25 protein-coding genes and 3 pseudogenes are annotated in these 23,539 nt (G+C 66.6%); 13 read left to right on the top strand and 15 right to left on the bottom strand.

The features are described 5' to 3' along the window. Positions 1-67: 67 nt before the first annotated feature. Together ACXMYJ_RS00005 and ACXMYJ_RS00010 are read right to left on the bottom strand one after the other, a co-directional pair. A pseudogene (locus ACXMYJ_RS00005) lies at positions 68-388 on the bottom strand (transposase); the annotation flags it as partial. Between the two features lie 243 nt (positions 389-631). Continuing rightward, positions 632-3,631, bottom strand: coding sequence for an MMPL/RND family transporter (locus tag ACXMYJ_RS00010; protein ID WP_460353047.1), 3,000 nt, complete (start codon positions 3,629-3,631; stop codon positions 632-634). 148 nt (positions 3,632-3,779) lie between these two features. Between ACXMYJ_RS00010 and ACXMYJ_RS00015 the strand changes: the two genes are divergently transcribed. The 4 genes from ACXMYJ_RS00015 (at position 3,780) to ACXMYJ_RS00030 (ending at position 8,171) form a co-directional block, all read left to right on the top strand. Beyond that, positions 3,780-5,009: a cytochrome P450 gene (locus ACXMYJ_RS00015; protein ID WP_460353050.1), complete on the top strand. Its 1,230-nt coding sequence runs from the start codon at positions 3,780-3,782 to the stop codon at positions 5,007-5,009. Between the two features lie 96 nt (positions 5,010-5,105). Continuing rightward, on the top strand, positions 5,106-5,765 hold the full coding sequence (locus ACXMYJ_RS00020) for a TetR/AcrR family transcriptional regulator (protein ID WP_460353054.1): 660 nt from the start codon (positions 5,106-5,108) through the stop codon (positions 5,763-5,765). Positions 5,766-5,924: 159 nt separating this feature from the next. After that, entirely contained in the window at positions 5,925-6,113 is a 189-nt protein-coding gene (locus ACXMYJ_RS00025) for a hypothetical protein (protein ID WP_460353057.1), read from the top strand. A 726-nt stretch (positions 6,114-6,839) separates the two neighbouring features. Continuing rightward, positions 6,840-8,171 carry a PucR family transcriptional regulator gene (locus ACXMYJ_RS00030; protein ID WP_460353061.1) on the top strand — a complete coding sequence of 444 codons (1,332 nt, stop codon included), beginning with the start codon at positions 6,840-6,842 and terminating at the stop codon, positions 8,169-8,171. Between the two features lies 1 nt (position 8,172). Here the strand turns inward: ACXMYJ_RS00030 and ACXMYJ_RS00035 are convergent, their stop codons facing one another. From ACXMYJ_RS00035 to ACXMYJ_RS00055, 5 genes and pseudogenes are all read right to left on the bottom strand, one after another. Further along, positions 8,173-8,628 carry an Hsp20/alpha crystallin family protein gene (locus ACXMYJ_RS00035; RefSeq protein WP_260752902.1) on the bottom strand — a complete coding sequence of 152 codons (456 nt, stop codon included), beginning with the start codon at positions 8,626-8,628 and terminating at the stop codon, positions 8,173-8,175. Positions 8,629-8,688: 60 nt separating this feature from the next. Beyond that, positions 8,689-9,141 carry a DUF1931 family protein gene (locus tag ACXMYJ_RS00040; RefSeq protein ID WP_260752901.1) on the bottom strand — a complete coding sequence of 151 codons (453 nt, stop codon included), beginning with the start codon at positions 9,139-9,141 and terminating at the stop codon, positions 8,689-8,691. Between the two features lie 131 nt (positions 9,142-9,272). Beyond that, positions 9,273-9,869, bottom strand: a complete 597-nt coding sequence (locus ACXMYJ_RS00045) for a low temperature requirement protein A (protein ID WP_460353065.1) — start codon at positions 9,867-9,869, stop codon at positions 9,273-9,275. A gap of 23 nt (positions 9,870-9,892) precedes the next feature. Continuing rightward, positions 9,893-10,479, bottom strand: a pseudogene (locus tag ACXMYJ_RS00050) (low temperature requirement protein A). 246 nt (positions 10,480-10,725) lie between these two features. Beyond that, complete coding sequence (locus tag ACXMYJ_RS00055; RefSeq protein ID WP_460353506.1) at positions 10,726-11,778, bottom strand: S1C family serine protease; 1,053 nt, start codon at positions 11,776-11,778, stop codon at positions 10,726-10,728. A 275-nt stretch (positions 11,779-12,053) separates the two neighbouring features. Here ACXMYJ_RS00055 and ACXMYJ_RS00060 point away from each other — a divergent pair, with 275 nt between their 5' ends. From ACXMYJ_RS00060 to ACXMYJ_RS00070, 3 genes are all read left to right on the top strand, one after another. Continuing rightward, positions 12,054-12,773: a FadR/GntR family transcriptional regulator gene (locus tag ACXMYJ_RS00060; protein ID WP_260752898.1), complete on the top strand. Its 720-nt coding sequence runs from the start codon at positions 12,054-12,056 to the stop codon at positions 12,771-12,773. Next, entirely contained in the window at positions 12,773-13,438 is a 666-nt protein-coding gene (locus ACXMYJ_RS00065) for a sterol desaturase family protein (RefSeq protein ID WP_460353068.1), read from the top strand. Before ACXMYJ_RS00060 ends, ACXMYJ_RS00065 begins: the two co-directional genes overlap by 1 nt. Positions 13,439-13,500: 62 nt before the next feature. Further along, on the top strand, positions 13,501-14,463 hold the full coding sequence (locus ACXMYJ_RS00070; RefSeq protein ID WP_460353071.1) for a carbon-nitrogen hydrolase family protein: 963 nt from the start codon (positions 13,501-13,503) through the stop codon (positions 14,461-14,463). On the opposite strand, the gene ACXMYJ_RS00075 is transcribed toward ACXMYJ_RS00070, so the two are convergent. Then, positions 14,449-14,943, bottom strand: coding sequence for an SRPBCC family protein (locus ACXMYJ_RS00075; RefSeq protein ID WP_260752895.1), 495 nt, complete (start codon positions 14,941-14,943; stop codon positions 14,449-14,451). The genes ACXMYJ_RS00070 and ACXMYJ_RS00075 overlap by 15 nt on opposite strands. Positions 14,944-15,032: 89 nt before the next feature. Further along, positions 15,033-15,374, bottom strand: coding sequence for an ArsR/SmtB family transcription factor (locus ACXMYJ_RS00080; protein WP_460353074.1), 342 nt, complete (start codon positions 15,372-15,374; stop codon positions 15,033-15,035). 283 nt (positions 15,375-15,657) lie between these two features. On the opposite strand from ACXMYJ_RS00080, the gene ACXMYJ_RS00085 reads away from it, so the two are divergent. Beyond that, complete coding sequence (locus ACXMYJ_RS00085; RefSeq protein WP_260752893.1) at positions 15,658-16,239, top strand: FKBP-type peptidyl-prolyl cis-trans isomerase; 582 nt, start codon at positions 15,658-15,660, stop codon at positions 16,237-16,239. A gap of 21 nt (positions 16,240-16,260) precedes the next feature. On the opposite strand, the gene ACXMYJ_RS00090 is transcribed toward ACXMYJ_RS00085, so the two are convergent. Continuing rightward, a complete protein-coding gene (locus tag ACXMYJ_RS00090) occupies positions 16,261-16,725 on the bottom strand; it encodes an SRPBCC family protein (protein WP_260752892.1) in 465 nt (154 codons plus the stop codon). A gap of 68 nt (positions 16,726-16,793) precedes the next feature. Between ACXMYJ_RS00090 and ACXMYJ_RS00095 the strand changes: the two genes are divergently transcribed. Then, positions 16,794-17,159: an RNA-binding S4 domain-containing protein gene (locus tag ACXMYJ_RS00095; protein WP_260752891.1), complete on the top strand. Its 366-nt coding sequence runs from the start codon at positions 16,794-16,796 to the stop codon at positions 17,157-17,159. A gap of 10 nt (positions 17,160-17,169) precedes the next feature. Next, entirely contained in the window at positions 17,170-17,961 is a 792-nt protein-coding gene (locus tag ACXMYJ_RS00100; RefSeq protein WP_460353078.1) for a DUF6498-containing protein, read from the top strand. 292 nt (positions 17,962-18,253) lie between these two features. Here the strand turns inward: ACXMYJ_RS00100 and ACXMYJ_RS00105 are convergent. Continuing rightward, positions 18,254-19,573, bottom strand: a pseudogene (locus ACXMYJ_RS00105) (NAD(P)/FAD-dependent oxidoreductase); the annotation flags it as partial. Between the two features lie 181 nt (positions 19,574-19,754). On the opposite strand from ACXMYJ_RS00105, the gene ACXMYJ_RS00110 reads away from it, so the two are divergent. After that, on the top strand, positions 19,755-20,714 hold the full coding sequence (locus ACXMYJ_RS00110) for an alpha/beta hydrolase (protein ID WP_260752888.1): 960 nt from the start codon (positions 19,755-19,757) through the stop codon (positions 20,712-20,714). A gap of 85 nt (positions 20,715-20,799) precedes the next feature. Here ACXMYJ_RS00110 and ACXMYJ_RS00115 read toward each other — a convergent pair whose 3' ends face one another. Further along, on the bottom strand, positions 20,800-21,066 hold the full coding sequence (locus ACXMYJ_RS00115; protein ID WP_260752887.1) for a hypothetical protein: 267 nt from the start codon (positions 21,064-21,066) through the stop codon (positions 20,800-20,802). A gap of 165 nt (positions 21,067-21,231) precedes the next feature. Here ACXMYJ_RS00115 and ACXMYJ_RS00120 point away from each other — a divergent pair, with 165 nt between their 5' ends. Continuing rightward, positions 21,232-21,570 (top strand): DUF3253 domain-containing protein, encoded by a 339-nt coding sequence (locus ACXMYJ_RS00120; protein WP_260752886.1) that lies wholly within the window; start codon positions 21,232-21,234, stop codon positions 21,568-21,570. Then, complete coding sequence (locus tag ACXMYJ_RS00125; RefSeq protein WP_260752885.1) at positions 21,567-22,115, top strand: class I SAM-dependent methyltransferase; 549 nt, start codon at positions 21,567-21,569, stop codon at positions 22,113-22,115. Before ACXMYJ_RS00120 ends, ACXMYJ_RS00125 begins: the two co-directional genes overlap by 4 nt. A 10-nt stretch (positions 22,116-22,125) precedes the next feature. Here ACXMYJ_RS00125 and ACXMYJ_RS00130 read toward each other — a convergent pair whose 3' ends face one another. The 3 genes from ACXMYJ_RS00130 to ACXMYJ_RS00140 are packed head-to-tail and all read right to left on the bottom strand — an operon-like array spanning position 22,126 to position 23,468. Then, positions 22,126-22,506 carry a DUF4267 domain-containing protein gene (locus tag ACXMYJ_RS00130; RefSeq protein ID WP_460353083.1) on the bottom strand — a complete coding sequence of 127 codons (381 nt, stop codon included), beginning with the start codon at positions 22,504-22,506 and terminating at the stop codon, positions 22,126-22,128. A gap of 51 nt (positions 22,507-22,557) precedes the next feature. Further along, positions 22,558-22,926, bottom strand: a complete 369-nt coding sequence (locus ACXMYJ_RS00135; RefSeq protein WP_260752883.1) for a SpoIIAA family protein — start codon at positions 22,924-22,926, stop codon at positions 22,558-22,560. Positions 22,927-22,985: 59 nt separating this feature from the next. Continuing rightward, positions 22,986-23,468, bottom strand: coding sequence for a DinB family protein (locus tag ACXMYJ_RS00140; protein ID WP_260758132.1), 483 nt, complete (start codon positions 23,466-23,468; stop codon positions 22,986-22,988). Positions 23,469-23,539 lie beyond the last annotated feature (71 nt).

Below are 23,539 nucleotides of genomic sequence, written 5' to 3' on the forward strand. Positions count from 1 at the left end.
ACTACGCGATCAAGTCGCCCAGCTGCACGGTCAACTCCGCACCGCCCGACTTACTGCCACAAAGACAACGTCCACAACGTGAACGCCCTGATGAACGCACCGCCCCAGACACCCGGCCGAAGATAACGATGGCCCGACGCAGCTCGGCGATCTCCCTGCGCAGCGCCTTGTTCTCCTCGGCGATCTGAGTCGTCACCCCCGGCCGCTGGCCGGTATCGACCTCCGAACGCCGTATCCAGGTCCGCAACGTCTCCGGGGTGCCGATTCCCAACATGCCCGCGACCGCGGTGATCGCCGCCCACTGCGACGGGTACTGCGGGCGGACTTCGGCGACCATGCGCACCGCACGCTCACGAAGCTCCTCGGGGTACTTGCTGACACGTCCCATAACCCAGATCCTCCCAAGATCGGAAGTCTCCGGAAACGCCGGGACGGGTCAAACCGCGAATTGCGAGAACTGATCCACCAGGGCAGGGCCAAGCCATCGTGGATCGTCTCTCACGAGCTGCCGTTATCTGATGCGCCGAACGCGTACCAGCACTTCGACGCCCGCGACAACGGTTGGACAAAGGTGGTGCTCAAGCCGCGGCTCGCGTCAGCCTGACACCTCTGGAATGACGCCCTTCCCGATCTACACGCGGTGTTTCGGCCACCAACTTGCCTCTCCTAACAGTGTCGCGATGGCAGGCACCGTCAGCGTCCGCACAACAAGCGTGTCGAGCAGCAGACCGCAGCCGATGACGAAGCCCATCTGAATCATGATTCCGATGGATCCCACCATCAGCCCGAACATGCTCGCCGCGAAGATGAATCCGGCCGATGTGATGACCGAGCCGGTGCTGGCGACGGTGCGCATCACTCCCACGCGGATGTTGTTGGCCGATTCCTCGCGAAGGCGTGAGATGAGCAGCATGTTGTAGTCCGCACCCACGGCCACGAGGATGATGAACGACAACAGCGGGACGGGCCACGCGATGTCCTGACCGAGGCCGTACTGAAAGACCAGCACGCCCATGCCCAGCGCGGCGGCGTAGTTGAGCACGACGGTGGCCAGCAGGTAGATCGGTGCCAGTACCGCCCGTAGCAGCGCCACCAGGATCAAGGCCACGATGACGAGAGTCGCGATGGCCAGTTGCAGAAAGTCGCGCCCCATCAACCGTTGAATATCGGTGTTGATGGCCGGGAATCCCGCCATGGCCACGCTGGCTTCGGCCAGCGACGTGTTGGGTGTCGCCGCTGCTGCGACGTCGGTGATGTGCTTTCCAAGCGTCATCGCCTCTGCGGTATAGGGATCGAACTGAGATTCGATGACATACCGTGCCGTTCTGCCGTCGGGTGAGATGAATTGTCGGGCAACCTTTGCGAAGTCTTCGTTCTGCAGCGCGCTGGCCGGCAGGAAGAAGCCTGTCGCTGCGTCTGACCCGGCCGTGCCGCGTGCGGAGTCCTGCAGTTGTGCCGCGATCTGGCTCATCCCGCCCAGCATTTCGATATTGCTGTCCACCAGGGTGTGCACTCCGACCGCCAGCGCCCGCGCCCCCGCGGCGAGCTGTCCGATGCCGTTCTGCAGGCGTGCGATCTGCGCGGGTAGGTCGGCGCCAGGTCCGCCGAGGACATCCATGCTCCGGTCCAGCGAATCCGCGGCACCCTGCAACTGGGTGATCGCCTCTGACATTGAGAAATCCGGGTCCTGCGCGGTCATTTCATCCCCCAGAACTGCAATCTGGTCGAAGAATCCCGCGTGGCGCAACGCCACCAGCGTCTGGACGTGGTCGCGCAACGCCCCGCACTCCGCCGTGGCCGCACAGAGCGGCGAGGCGCCGAGTAGGGCCGCCAGCGGATCGATGACGGCGATCGCCCCGGCTGCCCGTTCAGCCAGCGGACGTATCTGCCGTCCGTCCTTGACGACACGATCGACATTGGGCCCCATGGCAGTCAACTGCTGCAGTGCCGGCCGGTAACGCTGAATCGTCTGGCCGGCCTGCTGCGCCTGATCGAGCGAACCGGTCAGCGGTCCCAGCGCAGACCGCACGCTGCTGTCGAGCTGGGTCAGACCGTCGGCCAATTGATCGGCGCCGTCCGTCAGCCTCGCCAGATCATTCTTGCGGGCGTCACCGTCGGTGACGGCGGCCGCGAGCCTGTCACCGATCTGTCGGTTCTGCCACGACAGCTGTGCCTGATCCAGCCGCTCCCCTGTCGGGCGGGTGACGCCGACGACGCGATCGACCCCGGGTATCTGGGAGACCCGTGACGCCATTTCGTCGAGATCGGCCAGGCCCCTGCCGGTGCGCAGGTCCGTCGGCGACTCCACGACGAGGAACTCGGAGATGATGACGTCTTTGGGAAAGTGCCTGTCCAGCAAGCGATAACCCTCATTGCTGGCGGTAGTGGATGGCTGCCCCTTGCGGTCGTCATAGCTCATGCGCAGTGTCAGCGCCACACCGCCGAATGCCAGGAGCAGCACGAGACTGATCACCAGCAGCGGCACCGGCTTGCGGACCACCATCACCGCGATCCGATTCCAGTAGGCGCGCGTTCGGTCCTTGCGGGGTTCGCCGATGCCACGCTTGGCCGCCAGCACCAACACCGGCGGCAAAAGCGTCACCGTTGCCAGGCACCCGACCATCACCGCCACCGCACATGCGGGGCCCGACGTGGCGAAGATGGTCAGTGTCGCGAACGCCATGGCCACGAACGCCAGGGCAACGGTCGCCGCTGAGGCCAGGATGACACGCCCGATCGTCGCCGTCGCGTTGATCACCGCCTGGTCCGGAGCCACGCCCTGGCGTCGTTGCTCGTGGTACCGGCTGATCAGGAACACCGAGTAGTCGGTGCCGGCGCCCAACAGAATCACGGTCATGAACGCGATGGTGAACTGCGAGACCGGCATGCCCAGTTCGCCCAGCGCCGACAGGACTCCCCGACCGACTCCGAGGCTGACGCCGATGACGAGCAACGGCAGCAGCGCGGTGAACACCGAGCGGTAGACCATCAGCAGGATCGCCGCGATCAGGCCGGCGGTGGCCACCGAGATGAACAGCAGATCCCGTTCCGCCGCGACGATCTGATCGCTCATGGTGGCAGCCGGACCGGTGACGTAGGTGACCGTCGACGTGCCGTCGAACGCATGGGCGGCGATCTCGCGGATCGACGCGACGGATTCGGCGGCCCGCGGCCCGCCCAGCGTCCCCGCAATGCCGACCGGCAGATACCAGGCCTTTCCATCGGCGCTCACTGCTTGGCCGGCGGTGACGGGATCGGCGAGCAGGTCCTGGACCAGTGGCACGTTCTCCGAGTCCGCGCGCAACGCGGATACCATTGCGGCATAACGCTCCCGCGCCGACGGGGTCAACCCTTCTGGATTCTCCATCGCGACGACCACCGTCGTCGTCGACCCCTCCTCGCCGAACGCCTTGCCCATCCGGTCCAGCGTCTGGAACGACGCCACGTCGCGTGGGATCGGGTCCAGCGACTGTTGTTTGACCACAGTTTCCAACTGCGGAAACAACATCGCGAGAACCACGGCCAGACCCACCCAGGTGCCGATGACGATTCCCTTGTGCGTGACGGCGAACCGCACCACCCCGGCCAGGCGGACGCTGTAGGCATCCTCGTGAGGCGGACGCTTCACCATGGCCCCGCCGGCATCGTGTGGTCGGCTCTGCTGTCAGTCATCTCGCCTCCTGAGGACGGTCGCCGCCTACGGCATCGCGACTCATCGGCCCGCTTGCAACGTGCGACATATTGCGTCGAGTGTTGCACAGCGTCTAGGGTGAGGCCTCATGCACACCCTGGGATCCCTCGACGTCGAGGGCATCGACTTCGCTTTCGACGATCAACCAGACCTCCACGCTGTGCTCGCCCGACTCCGCCAGCGCAGGCCGTACGCGATCGTGCCGTTTGCCGGAGTCAGTGCGGTCTTGTTGTTGACCGACGAGCTGGTCCGGGCGGCCTTCCGCGACGAAGCGACATTCCCCGCAGCACCGGTGTATGCGATGACCACCGAACCCGTGTTCGGCAGGACCGTGCTCAGCATGTCGGGCGCCGAGCATCGCGCCAGCCGCGGCGTGGTGTCGGCGCCGCTACGGCGCAGCCGCGTCCAGGACTACCTGGAGCCCGTGATCGAACCGGTCATCGACGAGCTGATCGACCAGTTCGCTGCCCGCGGCACCGCCGATCTGGTCGTCGAATTCACGCACCGCTACTCACTGCTGATCATCAGCCGCCTGCTGGGGTTCCCTGTCGACGACGAAGCCAAGATCCACCGCTGGGCGCAGGCGATGATCCAGTACCCCTTCGACCCGCCGACGGCGGTCACCTGTGCCGCCGAATTCACCGCCTACGTCGCTCCGCTACTGGCCGCGCGCCGCCGGGAATCTGGCGACGACATGATCTCCATGTTGGTCACCGAAACCACTGAGGACGGTGAGCATCTCTCAGACGAGGAGATACTCACGTTCCTGCGCATGCTGTTTCCACTCGGCGCCGACACCACCACGCTGGCTCTGGGCAACATCTTGTCGGCGCTGCTCAATCATCCCGACCAACTGGACCTACTGCGCTCTGACCCGGACCGCTACCTCCAGTCCGCGATCTGGGAGGGCCTGCGATGGGAGCCCGCGGTCGGGATGTTGCCGCGCGCCTGCCCTGAGGCCACAACGTGGCAGGGGATCGACATCCCAGCTCTGACCCCGATGATCTTCGCGATTAACGCCGCCAACCGTGACCCGGCCGTGTACCCGCGGCCTGACGACTTCGACATCACCCGCAACGTGATGCCGACCGTGTCGTTCGGGCAGGGCCGCCACAGCTGCATCGGGAACTGGCTGGCCAACACCGAACTTCTCGCCGCGCTGCGGGCCCTGATCGAGCGGTTGCCCGATCTCGCGCTCGACCCCCGCTATGCCGAGACCTCCACCATCACAAGCCAAGTCGGCACCACGCTGCGTGGGCCCAATGCCTTGCGGGTGACATTCACGCCGACGAGAAGCCGGCCGGACGCCGCGATGTAGGCGCGTCGCGGAGTCGGGTTAGTCGACGAATGAACCGGATGCTGCGAGGCGTTCGCTAGGTTGTCTTCAGGGTGGCCTCAACGGACGGAGAGAATCGTGGCACCGCGCCGACTTCGCGTCACTGGGCAGGTCTCTCGTCCGGCTCCCTGGGGTGACCGACCACCGGTCGACGACGACGAGGCACGCCGGCGCCTACTGGACGCGGCCGAGGTCTGCTATGAGCGCCGCGGCGTCAGTCGGACCACCGTCGATGACATCGCCAAAGAGGCCCTGGTGCACCGCACAACGGTATATCGGTACTTCGGAACCCGCGACGACGTCCTTGCTTTCGTGCTTCTGCGCGAGACAGCCGGAGTCATCGACAGCGCCGAACAGGCGCTGCTGCGAGTCGGACCCTTTGGTGAGCGCCTGCTCGACGCGTTGGACGGCGCGGTCGGAGCCGTCGAAGAGTCCCGTTGGCTCAGCGTGCTGTTTTCCCCGGAAAGCCTGACCATGACGGTTTCCGCCGCGGCGTCGGGAGCGTTCCGCGACCGGATCCGCGACGTGCTGCGACCGCATGTCGAGGCAGCCAAGGCCGGCGGCGAACTGCGTGAACAACTCGACCCCGATGCCGTCGCCGACTGGCTGGTGCAGGTGGCGCAGATGCTGCTGATGGAACACCTCACGGTGCGTCCCGACGAGACCAGGCCCGACCGCCGCGCGCTGCTTCGCGACTTCGTCATCCCCGGCATTCTCAACCCTGACCCACAGCGCTGACAGCTGGAGCCGCAGGCTGACACTTCATCTGCCTTCGAAGGACGATTCGGATGCTGCTTGATGGTCCTTACGGGTCGACGACTGCGGCCGGATCGTGAGGCAGAGTACCGATGGGCGGGTTTCGCCGCCTCCTCGACGGGCTCGGAAAGGAATCTCACCGTGACGACACAGGCTGGTCTGGAGCAGAAGGAACGGGACTTTCTGACGAAGTGCGTAAGTGATGCCTACACGATGCTGGACCTGCTCCCCGGCGTGGATCCGAACGGTCCGGCTTTGGTGTGGCTGGCGGATCAATTCCTCACCCTGCGTCGGGGCGACTGCCCACCTGCGCATGCGATGACGCCCTAATCACCCTGCTGCAGTTCGCACTGGCGCCTGCCGAACGAAACGCGCCGGCCTCGTCAGGGGATGATCATCCGGACAGCTCCGGCTGTAGTGCCCTGGCGGTGAGCCGCCGCCTCTCGGCCAATGCGCCGCTGGTCCAGGAGGCTTCGTGGTGCGCCCCATTGTTCTTGGCGGTAACTCGTCCGTACCGCATCCCGTGGGAATAGGCTGTCGGTGCCGGGCGCCGGGCGGGCACTTTTGGACCGTAAACGCGATTCGAGTCGCCAGCGACGGGTATCCCTCGGCAGTAACGGATCAGCGGACTACGCCGTGGTAACAGAAGGACTCGGTCAGCGCGGCCACTTCACCATGAATGCCGAATCGCTCAGCCCGCCAGGGCAGAGCTGGCAAGCCGGACTGGTTTCGCCAGCGCAACTGGCCGCGCTCTCGCGCGTCGACTACGGTGACTGTGACACTGGCGGAATCTTCGAGGTTGCCGCGGGCGCAGTCGGAAACGTCTCACCCTGTGAGGTGAAGGCCAGTTACAGGTGTGTAGACCGTGAGTTCGCTCGCTTTCCATGTTCCCAGCCCGAGTATCCCGAAATTGAACGACAGCTTCGTGAGTCCGGCTGCGACAGGCAGATCGATGTAGAGGACGGACGGTGGGCGTGGGGGCTTCCGCTGCGTCACCAGAGCTCCGCTCTGGGTTGCCTGGTGCTCAGTGCCGTCAGCGCCCCGTCGGAAAACCACATGCTGTTGCTGAATATCCTTGCGCAGCAAGCCGGCGCCGCCCTGGCGTATGCAGCATTGCGCGACCACAACATCGGCTATGCCGGCCTGCTGGCGAAGGCGAACAGCGAACTGGAGAAAACGAATCGCGAGCTCGCCACCTCTGTTTTGCGGTTGCAACGCCAAACCAACATGCAGGAGATTCTGAGCTCGGCGGTGGCAGCGGGAACGGGGGAATTGGGTGTCGCGGATGCGCTGTATGCCCTGACGGGGCTGTCTGTGGGGTTCGAGGACAGGTTCGGCAACCTGCGCTGCTGGGCCGGACCTGGAGAGCCCCGCCCCTACCCCAAGCAGACAACGGACGAGCGCGCGCTGTTGCTGCACGAGCTGGCGGCACAGAACGGTTCGGCGCGGATCGGAGGCCGCGTGCTCGCGCTTGTCCAGTCCCGAGGTGCGGTCCTCGGAGTCCTGGCATTGCAGGACTCGGGGAACACGGTGACCGAAGACAGCTTGGTCGCGCTGTGCTTCGGCGCCAGGGTGCTCGCGTTGGCGCTTGCCCACAAGCGAAATCTCGCCGAAATGGAGCTCAATCTGCGCCGCAATCTGGTCGACGATCTGCTGGCAGGCACCGATCGGGACGGTGCGTACGCGCGTGCCGATGCCCTCGGCCATGACCTGCGGCGCCCGCACTACGTGGTGGCGGTGCAAACCCCCGGTCACGCAGACAGCGCGGTCGCAACCGTCGCTGGGCGCGCAGCGGCTGCGTTGCACCTGAGCTACCTGCAGGGGTTCCGCGAGGGCCTGGTGGTGCTGCTCACCGACGGCCGTCCGGACCCGCGGGCGTTCTACCACGCGATCACTGAAGCCCTCGGTGAGGCCAGTAGTGTGATCGGCATCGGCACTCGTTGCGAAGTGCCCGACGACTTGCCGCGGTCCTTCATCGAGGCGCGTCGCGCCCTGAACATCCGGCTGCGCTCGGCCAATCCTCACGGCGCAGCGGCTTTCGACGACCTCGGCTTCTATCGTCTGATCGCCGCCGCCCATGAGGGCGCGACGGTTGAAGCCTTCGTCCGCGAATGGCTGGGCGCACTCCTGGATTACGACGAGAGCAGAAACTCCGAATTGGTCTTGACGCTCAGCGATTACCTGGAATGCGGTGGAAACTATGACGAGTCCGCAGCCGCACTGCACATCCATCGCAGCACGCTGCGTTACCGGCTGGCGCGCATCGCCGAACTCACCGGCCACGACCTCCGCAAAGTCGATACCCGGTTCAACCTCCATGCGGCGACACGGGCGTGGCGGTTCCTCAATCCTGAGGCTGACCAGCGGCCCGGTCCCACGGGTCTCTAGGTCAGCCTTCGACTGACTCACTCACTGTGATCTTGTTCGACTGTGTGCTTTCTTTGGGCACATAAACCTTGAGGACGCCATACGCCAACGTTGCTTCGACGTCGCCGTTGCGCAGGTAGCCCGGCAGCGTTACCCGAAATTCGAATCGACCGACCTTTCGTGTCCGGCGACGGAACAGGCCCTCGCGCTTGCGCTCCTTCACCTCGCCGGTGACCACCAACTCGTTGCCGTTCATCGTGACGTCCACGTCTTCGCTCCGCACCCCCGGAAGCTCAAGCTCGATGATGTAGGCGCTGTCGGTCTCAACGATATCGGCCGCGGGCATCCACGCACCCTCACTCGTGGATCCACCGAACACCGACTGCGCGAGCCGACCCATCTCGGCATAAAGATTCTCGAGCTCGCGCCATGGGCGCCTCTCCGCCTGGCCGGCGGAACGTTGCAGTGCCGAAGTCATGTCATTTCCCCTTTACGAATCAGCGGTAAGTCCGTCACGACGGGCGAGACACGGCGAACATCAGAACACCAGCCGAAAGAGCTCATACACCCGATCCCAATCTTCGGTCGACGGGTTGGACACGGTGGCGTCCACCACGCGAAACGAGCGGGCCACCGCAATACTCAACCCGCCGAACAACTCTGGCAGCAGCTGCTCGGTATCCTCGGCAAACATGACGTCCCCGGGTGGATTCCTCACCGCCTGGCGCAGCAGCTCACGGATTTCCTCGGCCTCCTCGAGCTTGTCGAACTCGCGCATTCGCTCCTGAACGCCCTTGGTGATCGGAAGGTCCTGCGGCACGATCACGTCACGCCCGTTCCATTTGGCCGAATTACGCCCGGCGATGGCAATGTCATCGATCTTCTCGTCGATGAACTCGCGGAAGCGGCGCACATCGTTCTTGTCGATCTTGATGCCGCCCACCGAGCGGAAGAACCTTTCCAACACCGGAATACCTGAGGGATGGGTCACTCGATACCTCCGCTCCAAAGATCCAGACCGGCCCGAGCAGGCCAACGCTCAACTTTGGCATTGTCGTCGGCGACACCGAACCGGACCCGCAGGCGCAATCTCGCCGAGCCGGTTCGGCCCGGCAGGTCATGTCAATGCACTGTTCCCGCTCTGACGGTTCCGATCTGGGGGCGCCGCCACAGCTCCCATGCGAGTCGTAAGGCTCCGATCGTGGTAAGGAGGGTCAGCGATACCAGCGCGGGGACTTCGGTCGCCACCGGAAACACCATGAGGTAGGCGGCCGCGGTGAGGAGCCGATCGACTACCAACTGGTGGTGATCACGCCATCGGTAGGCGACCTCGCCGACGTAGAACAGCGCCAATCCACCAGTGAGGGCGAGGGCGGCCAGCGGCGCCAGCGGCTTGTCGAGGTGTTCCACCGAAACCCGTGCCCCGAGGGCGAAGAAGATGATCCCCGCGACGAGCGGCAGGTGCAGATAGCTGTAGGCGTCGCGGGCCAACGCCGCCCGCTCGGAAGGGGGTGTTCGTCGAAGACGTTCTTCGGCGCCCGCGGCGAGGCCGAAGTAGGTCCACCACAGGGTGGCCGTGATCAGCACTCCGAGAACCGCAGCGCTCAGGACACCGGGATGGTGATGGTGTTCGGATGCACCGCCTCCCAGCGCGATGATCGCCTCGCCCAGCGCGATGATGATGACCAAACCGTGGCGATGGACGAAATACGAAGGCACGACCAGAAGTCCGTTGGTTCCCGCTACAAGGGACTGCCGAAATCGGCTGCGGCCGCCGCTACCCACAGCAGCTCGCGGTAAGGGGAGTCCACAAACGCGGCGGCGACGATCAGGGTCGGCCCGACAAGCAGGCCCACACTCAGCCGCCGGATCGTCGACATCAATTCAGCCTCGCCTCGGGATGCCGAGGTGATGAACAGCCCGGCGTTGATGAGCCGGACAGCAAGCAACGCGAGCCCGAAAATGAGGGTCCCCGTGGTGAATGCAATGGGCAGCACGATCACCGCGATCATCATCGCCGCCATCGAGAGGACGATCAGGGCGGTGTAGATCACCCGCGCGGTTGGGAACATGTTGGTCAGCCAGGCGTAGCAGACCCACGCCCACCAGAGGGCGAAGAGCGCAAGCATGCCCCGGCGAAACCCTGCCAGGACATGTCGCTGAGCATTAGGTGAGTGACCTGCGACATCGCGAATACGAATGTGAGGTCGAAGAACAACTCCAGGTAGCCGACCGACCGCCCCTCAACCTCCTGCGGCCCCCGCAATTCGTCGGTGTTGGGTTCGCGCCCAGCCGGTCCCCCAAGAGCGTTGCCGTCGTCGACCGTCATCGTCGACCGGCGGTCATGATCATTGCCCGTGCAATGTCGTTCTCCGGCATGACGTTCTCGAGGGTGATCCGAGTCAGCAGCATCTCCGCGGTCCGTCGTTCACAACTGCTTCCTTTTCGAGTGTCTGCGTCCTCCCCGTAGTGTGCGATGCCGAGGGGAGCCACGGAGTGGGGCCGACGAGCCGAATTTTCGGCGCCGAGTTCGCCCCCTCAGCACAAGGCCGACTCCGAATACGGCACGATCGCTCTACGCGGCGGGACGCTCCGCCACTACCACTGTGATCTCTCGGGTCTCGGTTCCGCGCAGGACCGTCAACCGGACGCGGTCGCCTGGCTTGGTGCCGCGAAGCGCTGCTATGAGTTCCTCCGCTGTCGCGGTTTCCTCACCGTTGAATGCGATGACGATGTCGCCCGGTCGGATGCCTGCCTCCGCAGCGGGACTCGGGGTGGAGACCCGCATGACCACCACTCCGCTCGTGCGGTTGACTCCCAGCAGGCGTGCGATCTCGGGGGTGAGGGTAGCGGGCTGAATGCCAATATACGAGTGGCGGACGGTACCGGTGGTCAGCAGCTGATCGGCGACGTCGACGACGGTCGCCGTCGGGATTGCGAACCCAAGGGCCACCGCACCCGCCGTCGGCGGAATGTAGGCCACGCTCATGCCGACAACTTCTCCTTGCGCATCGAGAACCGCACCCCCTGAGTTGCCCGGGGAGATGGCGGCGTCGGTCTGGATCAGGTCGACGAGCGACGCGCCGGTGGACGCCGACCCGGGGATCTGGCGGTGCAATCCCGAGATGATGCCGGATGTCACTGTCGCCTCGAATCCCAGTGGGCTGCCGATGACGACGGCGAGTTCGCCGACCTGGGGCAGCGGATTCTGAAATTTCGCGGCGGGCAGGCTCTTTCGGTCGGCTTGAATGACGGCGACGTCGGAAACCTCGTCGACGCCACGAACCTTTCCCTGAACCTGTTGCCCATCGGCGAGGGCTATCGTGACGTCCTGCGCGCCCGCGACCACGTGCGCATTGGTGACGATTGTGCCGTCGGCTCTGTACACAATGCCGCTGCCCACACCGGTCTCGGTGAGCACCGTGACGACCGATGGCTCAACCTGTCGAACGAGTGCCGGTATGTCAGTGCCGGCTGCCGGGGCTGGGGCCGGCGAGCCGTTGGGTGGGGCGGGGGTACCGGTCTCGGCGGAGTTGGTCGAGCTACTGCATCCGGCGAGAAGGGTGGCCGTGACGGCGAGCAGTCGCAGCATCCAGACCCAGGGGCGTACGGTCGACGATGAGTGCAGCAACTCCGCGCCTCCCAACCTTATTGGGGTCGTGTGTCCCGTGGGGCAATCACCGGCGCCCACCGTTTGCAAAAGAACCTTCCCACCTCGACGCGCGATCGACATGGTCCTGCCGGTCCCAAGCCCGATGCACACAGTTGGCCTGTCAGGCCGAAAAAACCCAGCACCGGGGCAGCAGGAGATCGACATAGTAGAGGCCAGGCAGCGGTGACAACGCCCTGCGGATTGGCCTGACCAGTTGACGTCTGACCGTCGGTCCTGCAATCCTCGGTGGCATGGCACTGCGACCGGTGAACCGTCGCTCGGTCCCGGAGGACGTTTTCGAGCAGATCATCGACGATGTCCTCAGTGGTGAGATGCGGCCGGGTGAGACGCTGCCGAGCGAGCGGCGGCTCGCCGAGGTGTTGGGGGTCTCGCGGCCCGCGATTCGCGAGGCGCTCAAGCGGCTGGCCGCCGCGGGACTGATCGAGGTTCGCCAGGGCGACGCCACCACAGTGCGCGACTTCCGGCGCACCGCAGGGCTCGATTTACTCCCCCGGCTGCTGATCCGGGCCGGTGAACTCGACCTTGCCGTCGTCGGCAGCATCCTCGAGACCAGGTTGCACAACGGACCCAAAGTGGCCGAGCTCGCGGCGCAGCGCCGCGGCCCCGAGCTGTCGGACGAGTTGAATGCCACCGTACGTGCGCTCAACGACGAAACCGATCCCGTTGCCGCGCAACGACACGCGCTGGACTTCTGGGACCACCTCGTCGACGGAGCCGACTCCATCGCATTCCGGCTCATGTTCAACACGCTGCGCGCCACCTACGAACCCGCGCTGTCCGCCCTAGCCACGATGATGGCCGCCGAAGTCGGCCGTGTGGACGCCTACCGAGCGGTTGCCGACGCGGTCCTGGCCGGCGACTCCGCCGCGGCCCACGCCGAGGCTCACCAACTCCTCGAACCTGCGACGAACGCTCTGCTGGATGCACTGCACACCCTGGAGGAACGCTGATGACGACCACCCCGGCCCGATCAGCCCGCAGACGATTCACGCTGTTGGACGCGGGGCGCGAATTCTGGCGTCATCCCTCACCCTGGATGATCGGCGCGACGCTCGTCGTGGCGGCCGGCGTCCGCATCGCCCTCGGAGATTGGCAGATCACCGACGTCCTCGTGCCCGCAGTCATGCTCGCAGCCTTCCCGTTCTTCGAATGGCTTGTGCACGTGTGCATCCTGCATTGGCGACCACGCCAGCTCGGCATGCTGCGTATCGACCCTCTGCTGGCACGCAAACATCGGGAACACCACGTCGATCCGAGGGACATCGCGCTCATCTTCATCCCATGGCAAGCCGTGGTCTGGGTGCTGCCCGTCGCACTGGGGATCGCTTTGCTGGCGTTTCCGCGCACAGCGCTCGGCCTCACCTTCCTCACCTTCCTGACAGTGCTGGGCCTGTGCTACGAGTGGTGTCACTTCCTCGTCCACACCGATTACAAGCCCAAGACCGCCGTCTATCGGGCGATCTGGCGCAACCACCGCCAGCACCACTTCAAGAACGAGCATTACTGGTACACGGTCACCAGCACCGGCACAGCCGACCGGGTGCTGGGCACCTACCCCGATCCGGTCACGGTCCCCACGTCCCCCACGGCGAAGTACCTGCACGGGCAGCGGTAGGTCTTACCCGTCGCGGGTTCTGCCAGGCGGCCCGCTGCGTGTGTTCTCTACTATGTCCAGTCATGGTGCGGGTAGCGGCAGTCCAATTGGAGGCGGTTCTCGGCGACGTGTCCGCCAACCTGGCCGCATGCGAACAACTCGCCGACCAGGCGGGCCGCGCCGGCGCCCGGATCATCGCGCTTCCCGAGTTCTTCTCAACGGGTATCGGCTTCGTCGATTCACTCAAGGACGCCGCGCTCCCTGCGGACGGTGCGGCGACCGAGTTGCTCATCACGCTCGCCGGTCGGCATCAGGCTCTGGTCGGCGGTTCCTTTCTCTGTCGAGACGCCGACGGGCACGTGCGCAATGCTTACTTGGCGGTCGGGCCGAACGGACTTGTAGGACGGCATGACAAAGACCTCCCGACGATGTGGGAGAACGCGTTCTACACCGGTGGACGCGACGACGGCGTGTTCACAGCAGATGGCTATCAGGTGGGCGCCGCGGTGTGCTGGGAGCTGATGCGCACGCGTACCGCCGCGCGCCTGCGCTCGAGAGTCGATCTGCTCATGACAGGTTCGGGGTGGTGGTCGATCCCCGGGTGGCACCCCCGCGCCGTGTTCGACCGCTGGGAACACGACAACTCCACGACGGCGAGAACTGTCGCGCCGATGTTCGCCCGGTATGTGGGCGCACCCATCCTGCACGCGGCGCACTCCGGCGGTCTGACATGCCGCATGCCCTGGCTGCCGGTCACGTATCGCGGCCACTTCGAGGGCTCCACCCTGATCGCCGACGCCCGCGGTCAGGTTATCGCCGAACGCCGCGCCGACGAGGGCCCCGGCGTGGTGCTCGCAGAGATCGAGATCGGCCGTCGCACACCGGAGCTCGACCTGCCCCAGCGGTATTGGCTGCACCGGCGTGGTCCGCTCCCCGCGGCGGCCTGGCACTATCAGCGCTGGCACGGGCGGCGCTGGTACCGCCGTCACGTGGTGCGGCCAGGAGCGGGTCGCCGCGCTGACCAACCGGGTTCAAGCGTGGGCTGAAAGGTACTTCTCCAGCTTGTCGAATTGCGCCTTGTATCCCCACTTCATGCCGAACGCCGCCAGCTTGGCCTTAGGACCGATCTTGGTGATCGTGACCTGAAGGCGCACCGTGGTGGTGCCGTCACCCGCGGACAGTGTGACGTCGTTGGTGTGGTGGATGGTGGTCCCCTCCTCCTCTCCCTCGGTCCATGACCGGGCGTCGTAGGTCAGGCCGGCGCCCGCATCGATCCGGGTGAACGTGCCCGCCATGGGCCACCGGGTGCCCTGGTATTTGCCCATCGCCTCGCCGGCCTCCATGACGATGTAGAGCTCACCGCCGACCTGCAGGTCGACACGGCACTCGGGAACGACCGTCTTCTCCGGTCCCCACCACTGCCGCAAAATGTCGGGATCGGTCCAGGCCCGCCAGACCGTCTCCATTGGAGCGCGGTAGGTGCGCTCGAAGCTGAGGTTCTTCGGTTTCAGGAGCTGCAAGAGCATGGTGATCTCCGATCTGCCGTCCGCCGACGGCTCGTGTGACGATCTCTCGATGAAGCGTTCCGGTGGGCGTGCCGGCGGTGGCTGCCGTGTCAAAGGTCTTCCGGGGCAGGGCCATTCCCTTGATCGGTGATGGAATCGAGGTAGCTGCCCAGCGAATCGAGACGGGTCTCCCACAACGTTTCGAAGGATTCGATCCACTCGGCGATCTGCTCGAAGGGCTCGGCGGTGAGGTGATAGATCCGCCGGCGGGCCACAGCCTCACCAGAGACGATCCCCGATTCCCCAAGAACCCGAAGGTGTTTACTCACCTGCGGCTGGCGGATGTCCAATTTCTCGGCGATCTCCCCCACCGACATCGGTCCGGTGCGCAGCAGTTCGACCATCCGGAGGCGGCTCGGCTCGCCGAGTGCCGCGAAGACGGTGGGCTGCATGGCGCCAACCCTAAGGTCGTGAGATATTCCTGTCAAGGAATATTTCAGGGGCCGGTTGGGAGAGCGTCAGGCGTGTATTGCGGGGTTTCCGTAGATGCGCGACGTCCGCTCGGCTGATCGTCAACACCGCGATCACCGTTCAGCAGCAACGCCATTGGCGTCACCACCGAAGATCGCTCGCTGCCACCGCCGGCGCGACCACCACGTCGGCCGTGCAGAACAGCCCGGTCAGCTCGTCGCCGATGACGCCGGCGTGCAGGCGCACCCGTGGCATGCCGGTAGCGTGGCGCCGGTGAAATCCCTTCGTCTGCGTTCCGCCGTCGCGCTCGCCGCCGGCGCTGTCTCGGCCATGACCCTCACCTCCTGCGGTTCGACTCTGGTGCCCTCGTCGGACGCCCAGGCGCCGGATTGCCCGACCGCGACCCCCGACGGCACCGGCTCGCCGGAGTGGACGCTGCCCGGCACCGCCGGCGACGTCGCGGTGACCGGTTCGACCGATACGACAGCTCCGCTGATCACCGTGACGCCACCGTTCAGCGTCGCGGAGACCCAGGTGCAGACGCTGCAGGCCGGCGAAGGGCCTGTCGTGGCCGACACCGCCACCGTGTCCGTCTGCTACATGGGTGTGAACGGTCGCGACGGTTCGGTGTTCGACAGCAGCTATGAGCGCGGTGCGCCGGTGGAGTTCCCGCTCGATGGGGTCGTGCCCGGGTTCCAGAAGGCCATCGCCGGTCAGAACGTCGGCTCCACCGTCGCGGTGGCGATGACCTCCGCCGACGGCTACCCCGAGGGCCAGCCCGGCGCGGGCATCCTGCCCGGTGACTCGCTGATCTTCGCGATCAAGATCCTCGAAGTCACCGGTTGAGCGATGTCGTGACGGGTTGGGTTATGACGAGGTCTCGGCTGCGAGCCGAGCCAGCGTATCGCTGAGCTGGTCCTCGGTGACCAGCGGGAACTTGACCTTTTCCAGCAGCCGCTTGTCGGTGACCTTCGACCAGTCGTAGGTGTGACGGACCAGCGTCTCGTTGGGTCCGTGGGCCTCCAACTCCCACAGCCATTCCCATCCCGGAGGTTCGGTGCCCGCAGGAGCGGTCTGCCACGCCAGCAGCTTGTCCTTCACATACCCGCAGACGTGGTTGTCGGTCTTGTACTCGCCGCCCATGTGGTCGCCCTGCATGTTCATCGTGAACACGTCGCCCACCTTTTGTATCCGGTCGGCGTGATCCACGCCGCGGACGAAGCCGGAGCCATCGAGTACCTGGTGCCGCTGCGGGTTGGACAGGACATCGAACACCGCGTCGGCGGGTGCGTCGATGGTCCGCTCCACCGTGACCTTCTTGTCGTCGCTCATACCCGTCACACTGCCCACAAACGCCTGTCGCCCAAACCTGGCAGAGCCGGTAGGCGATGATGAATCCCATGGAGTCCACTCGCGTGGACCGCTGGCTGTGGGCGGTCCGGCTCACCAAGACCCGACCGGACGCCGCGTCGGCATGCCGTGGCGGCCAGGTCAAAGTCAACGGCCGGCCGGCCAAGCCGTCCACCCCGGTGTCCCCCGGCGACGAAGTCCGTGCCCGTGTCGGGGAGACCACCCGCATCGTCGAGGTCGCCAGGATCATCCAGAAGCGCGTCGGCGCTGCGGACGCCGTGACGTGTTACCTCGACCGGACTCCCCCGCCGCCTCCCGCGCTGTCGGTGCCGCTCGCGGTCCGGGACAGGGGCGCCGGCCGCCCGACCAAACGGGATCGCCGGATGTTGGACAAGTGGCGCGCAGGGCACGGCTGAGCGCGCCGTCATGACGCGTCTGGCTCATGTGCTCGCGGTGCTGGGCGTCGTCGCGGTGCCTGCGGTCGGCTGGTTCGTCGAGGGCTGGTCAGGGGCGACCACGCTGGTGGTCTACTGGTTCGAGACGCTCGCCGGTTCCCTGTTCATCGCCGGGCGCATCCTTCTTCATCAACGGTGGGCGCCTCGGCGCGGTCACCACGAGTACATCGCGGCGACCACCAACCGGCAACGGTCGAAGAGTTCAGCATCCTTCCTGTCCGGTTTCCTGGTCGCCAATCTCAGCTTCACCGCGGCGCACGGCGTGTTCATGGCGGTCATCCTGTTCCTGCTCAGCCGCAACGGGCAGCAGGGTCTCGCCGAAATCGACTGGCGCAGTGTCGGATACGGATGCCTGTTCGTGATGGCGTTCCTGTGCGTCGATTTCGTGGTCGACCTGGCCGGATTACGTGCGTGGTCGTTCCGTCAGCTCGAAACGCTCGCCCAGCGCGGGTTCAGCCGCGTCATCGTCGTACACCTGACGCTGATCTTAGGCCTCCTCGCGGTGGCGCTCACCGATGCCCCGAGCACGTTCTTCGGGGTCTTCGTCACACTGAAGACCATGGCCTCACTGAGTTTCGTTGTGCCCCAATGGGAGCCATCCCGGCCGCCGGAGTGGCTGCGCCGCGCCATGAACCGCGTGCCGAACACCCGACCAGGACAACGCTTCGAGGACTTCTGGACCGACAGCCAGGCCGAGGAGCGCGCCAGGTGGGAACGCAACGAGCAACCCTGGCCGGGGCGGGCTAACCGCCCAGTTCGTTGACCGCGGTGTCGAGCGATGCGGCCTGCGCGGTCAGTTGGTCATCGGTCAGCCGGCTCGCGCCGCCGGTGCGGTCAAGCAGTTCCCGGCGGGAGATCACTTCGAGCGCGCCGCGGTAGGCGTCGCCGGCCTTCTGTTCGCCGCTGATCACTTCGGCACGGCCCTCGATCAGGACGAGCGTCGCACCGTCGTCGTCGGAGTCGAGAAGGCGCCGCACGTCGTCCGGTGAAATCGTCATGGCCGAACGTATGCCCGGTGCGCCGTTGTTCACACCTGCTTGCGTCGGCGAGGTCGGCAGATCCCAGCTCGACCACGTGTAGCGGTGTTCGGGAGTGGTGGCACTGCCCAACATGAACGCCCGGTGGTAGCGGCCTCCGCGGGCAATGGCGGCCAACCACGTTGTCAGGGTGCTGATGCGGTTGCTCATCCCGGTGAGGAACGCGATGTGCAACAGGCCCCATGCGATCCAGCCCAGCAACCCCGACATCCTGACCGGGCCGACCTGCAGCAGTGCGTGGCCGCGGCTGATGTAGGCCGCCGATCCGAGGTCGCGGTATTTGTACCGGCGCCGGGGCCGGCCGGCCAGGTCGCGGCGGATGCAGTTGGCCGCGTGCAGGCCGCCCTGCATCGCGTTCTCGGCGACGCCGGGCAGGTCGTCGCGGCCCACCAGGTCGCCGACGACGAAGATCTCGGGGCGATCGGGCACCGACAGGTCGGGCCCGACAGCCAGGCGGCCGGCGCGGTCGGTCGGCACACCGAGCACCTCGGCCAGATGCCGCGCGAACGGCACCGCCTCGACACCGGCGGTCCAGAACACCGTGCGCGGCGCGTACTGCTCCCCGGGCCCGCCCGACTTCGGGGTCACGGTCACTCCGTCCTGCCGCACATCGGTGACGTGGACGCTTAGATGCATCTCCACCCCGAGCCTCTGCAGGGTCTGGGCCGCCTTGCTCGACAGGTCCGGTGCGAAACTCTTCAGCAATCGGTCCCCGCCGTCGAACAGCAGCACCCGGGACTCCCCCGGCTCGATGCTGTGGAACTCGTTGGCCAGCGTCCGGGTGGCCATCTCACGGATCTGGCCGGCCAGCTCGACCCCGGTCGGTCCGCCGCCGGCGACGGCAAAGGTCAACCAAGCGTCGCGCTCCGGTCCAGGGGGCAGGGTCTCGGCGATCTCGAACGCGGTGAAGATGCGCTGCCGGATGCCCAGTGCGTCGTCGAGGGTCTTCATCCCCGGCGCCCACTGCGCGAACTCAGGTTTGCCGAAGTAAGACTGCTGCATTCCGGACGCGACGACCAGCACGTCATAGTCCACCGTGAAGGAGGTCTCGTCGGGGCGCAGAGCCGTCACGACGCGCCGGTCGGGGTCGATTCCGATCGCCTCCCCGAGCAGCGTCTGGATGTTGGCGTGCCGGGCGAACTCCTCGCGCAGCGGCCTGCTGATGTGCGCGATGCTCAGAGTTCCGGTCGCGCACTGGTAAAGCAACGGCTGGAAAAGGTGCCCGGCCGACCGATCCAATACGGTCACATCCACCGCGGCCCGGGCCAGTCGGCGCGCGCAGAACAGCCCCCCGAACCCGCCGCCGATGATCAACACCTTGGGACGACTCTGGCTCATCACGCCGAGGCTAGTACCCGCCCGTCTTCCAGCCGAAGCGCCCGCCGACCGTAACACCGAATCGTCACATGACGAAGTAACGGATGCGGCACGGGCAATGCAGGCCAAACCAACGGTCTGCAGGGGCCGTGCATTTCCAGGCATGCGCGCCTCTGGCGCGCCGAGAGGACGGCGGTAACGAATGGACCCGATACGAGGCGTGGCACGACGGTTGTCGGTGAGCGCAGTGATCACTCTTCTTTTGTCAGGTCTGATCGCGGTGGCCGGCGGGTCGGCGACGGCGGCGGCGTACTCGCGACCGGGACTGCCCGTCGAGACGCTGATGGTGCCATCGGCGGCGATGGGCCGCGACATTCCCGTCCGGTTCCAGGGCGGCGGTCCGAAAGCGGTCTACCTGCTCGACGGATTGCGGGCCCGCGACGACAACAGCGGATGGGACATCGAGACGGCGGCGTTCGAGACGTTCTTCGAGTCCGGCGTGTCGGTGGTCATGCCGGTGGGAGGCATGTCGAGCTTCTACACCAACTGGCAGGGCCCGGCCGTCGGCAACGGCGCCACGTACAACTACCAGTGGGAGACGTTCCTGACCTCGGAGCTGCCGGCCTACCTGGCCGCCAACAAGGGCATCTCGCCGAGCGGCAATGCCGTTGTCGGACTGTCGATGTCAGGCAGTGCGGCGCTGATCCTGGCGGCCTACCACCCGGGGCAGTTCAGTTACGCGGGATCGCTGTCGGGCTATCTCAACCTCTCCGAAGGCGTGTGGCCGCTGCTGGTCAGCATCGCGATGCGCGACGCCGGTGGCTTCAGCTCGACGGCGATGTGGGGATTCGGCGGTGGCCCGGCGTGGAAGCGCAACGACCCGACGGTCAACGTCGGACGACTGGTGGCCAACGGCACCCGTCTCTGGGTGTACTGCGGCACCGGCCGGCCCGGTGAGCTCGGTGGCGGCGGCGACGTGCCGGGGCAGGTGCTCGAAGCGATCACGCTGGACAGCAACAAGGAGTTCCAGCGGCAGTACCGGGCGGCCGGCGGCGGGAACGGCGTGTTCAACTTCCCGCCCAATGGCACCCACGGGTGGGGCTACTGGGGTTCGCAGCTCAACGCGATGAGGCCCGACATCCAGCGGGTGCTGGGGACCTGACAGACTCCGGTGTCCGGAGCCCGACAGACGGCACCGGCCGTCGCTGACCGGGGGGTCGGCGGCTGCCGGTGTGTCGGTTCGAAGATCAGTACGTGGGGATGAACACGCCGTTCAGCCACACGCCCCAGTGCTGCCAGCCCTCATCCCAAACCTGTGGCTGGCCGTTAGCCCACAGCGGATCGATCGGCTTAGGCGGTGCCCAGGCGGGCGCGGTGCCCTCGTTGGGCCCGGCAGGCGGAGCCGGCGGCGGCGTCCAGCCGGGCTGGGCGGCGGCCGTGGCCGCAACGCCCATCGCGCCCGCGGTGAGCCCACCGAGAACAGCTGCACTGGCAAGGACGTGGTTCAACTTCATCGTGAGAACTCCAATCCCGGGTGACGACCCGCAGTCCTTCGGAAAACAGCTGACAACTAGCCGCAACCGCACGCTGGTAAACACATCTGCCTCTGGGAGGTTCACAGGTTCGTCAGTCCGCCCTGATCACCGGCCCGCGGTGTGGCCTAGTGCACACTGAGGCGGATGGCTGAGCAACGGCGGGCAGAGCTGGAGCGGATTGCCGGCGGCGGCGGTCCGGGGGCGGCCAGGGCCAGGTTGGCGCTGGGGGACGCTCCGATCAGGCAGCGCCTACGCGCAGGCATCCTCGCACTGGCCGCGCATCGCGGACCCGGCAGCAGCACCTGCCCGTCGGACGCCGCGCGAGCGGTCGGTGGCGCGCGCTGGCGCGACGTCATGGTCGACGCCCGGGACCTCGCCCGCGAACTGGCCCGGGCGGGGAAAGTGGAGATCACCCAGCGCGGCGAGGTGCTCGACCCCGACGGCGAGTGGCGCGGCCCGATCAGGATCCGGATCCGTCCATGACCGCCGACGACGCGATTCGCTGGAACCGCCGCTACGCCGCGCGCGGACCCGTCGCGGTCACCGACGTCGCGCTGCCGGAGCGGTTCCGGCCGTTCGCCGACCTGTTCCCCACCCGTGGCCACGCCGTGGAACTGGCCTGCGGGTCCGGCGCCGCCGCCGTGTGGCTGGCCCGGCGGGGACTGAGCGTGTGGGCCTGCGACGCCTCTGAGGTGGCGGTCGACCAGGCCCGCGACCTGGCGCAGCGTTGCGGCGTGGCAGCCCGTTGCCGGTTCGAGGTGATCGACCTCGATGCCGGACTACCCCCGGGCGGGCGTCCAGACATGGTGTTGTGCAACATGTTCCGCGATCCTCGGCTCGACGGGCCGATCGTGGACCGGCTCGCGCCAGGGGGTCTGCTCGCGGTCAGCGCGCTCAGTGAGGTGGGCGCGGCGCCCGGCCGGTTCCGGGCTCGGCCCAAAGAGTTGAGGGTCGCGTTCGCCGCCCTGGACACGATTGCGTACGGCGAAGCCGGTGGCGAGGCGTGGTTGCTGGCCCGGCGGCGGTGACAGCGCGCGTTCAGCGCGCCCGGCGCCGCGGGCGGGCGGCACCCCACACCCCGACTCCGATGCCGACGAGCGCGCCCCCGAGGCCGATCACCCGTTGGGACCGGCGCATCTGATCGTGAACGCCGATGCCGCCCAGGAGGTCGGACGCGTCGGCGCCACCGGAAGCGAGGAACCAGCCCCGGGTGTCCTGGCCCCGCAGCCCGGCCGCGAGCAGTAGCCCGCCGATCAACGCGTCCCGGTACCCCATCGAGCGCAGTAGGAGCCTGGCCGTGGGCGGTGGTTCGGAAGGGTCACCCCACAGCTTGTTCGCCCGAAGCGGATCCACGAGGAAGGAGATGCCTGACGCCAGCCGGATACCGCCGGCGATCACGGCTGCGCGGTCTGCGGCCATGCCGGGCACCCTACGCGGACTTCGCCAGCAGCAGTGGCGGTTTCGCCGAGGTCAGCCCGCTGCCCACGTCTTGGCGTCGGCGAGCTGATCGATCCCGAACAGCTTCAGATCGCCGGGGACCATCCAGCCGACGGCATGCAGCGCGTGCGCGACCCAGTCCTTGTCCGTTACGACGGCGACCCGGCGGAAGGCCGAGTGACGGTGCACCAGGGTGCCCAGCCCCATCTTCAGATCCTGAAGGAATCCGCCGGGGCCGAAACCCCGGTAATCGTCGGCCACCACCTCGACCAGCCTGATCTCGTCGCCGCCGAGCATGGTCGCCAGCGTGGTGCCGAAGTCGCGCAGTTCGTCACCGCTCACCTGACCCGATACGCGGAAACCCGCGACACCGTCGGGCATGTCATCGAGGATTTCGATCATCGGAACCTCCGGATCTCGCAGGCTGCGTGCCTCGGTGCCACTCAGACGCAGTGTCCCACTCAGACGCCCGTCACACCGTCGATCCGTTCACGGATGAGGTCGGCGTGCCCGATGTGGCGCGCGTACTCCCCGATCATGTGCAGATAGACCCAGCGCAGCGATACGTCGGTGCCCATGAACGGAGCGGTGTCATCCAGGCGCCGGGCCGCGCAGATGGCTTGAGCCGCCGCGACCTCGGCACGCCACGTCGCGGTCGCATCCGCGAACGACACCGCGTCGCGAAGCTCGAACCCCCCGTCGTGGCCGTCGGTGCCGGCCCCGGCGGCGTAGATCGGCGGCGCCGTCTCACCGCCCAGGATGCGGCGGAACCAGTTGCGCTCCACCTCGGCCATGTGCTGGACCAGACCCTGCAGCGTCAGCGGCGACGGCGGCACCGACGCGGTGCGCAACTGCGCCTCGGCCGGCCCTTCGCATTTCAGCAGCAGCGTGTGCCGCTGGAAGTCCAGCCAGCCCTCCAGTTGCGCGCGCTCGTCGCTGTTCATCGGCGGTGTCGTGCGTTCGGTCACGGTCGCCGATCCTGCCACCGGCACCCGACAACGGGTCTGCGGAGCCG

It is taken from the genome of Mycobacterium sp. ZZG (genome assembly GCF_054786995.1).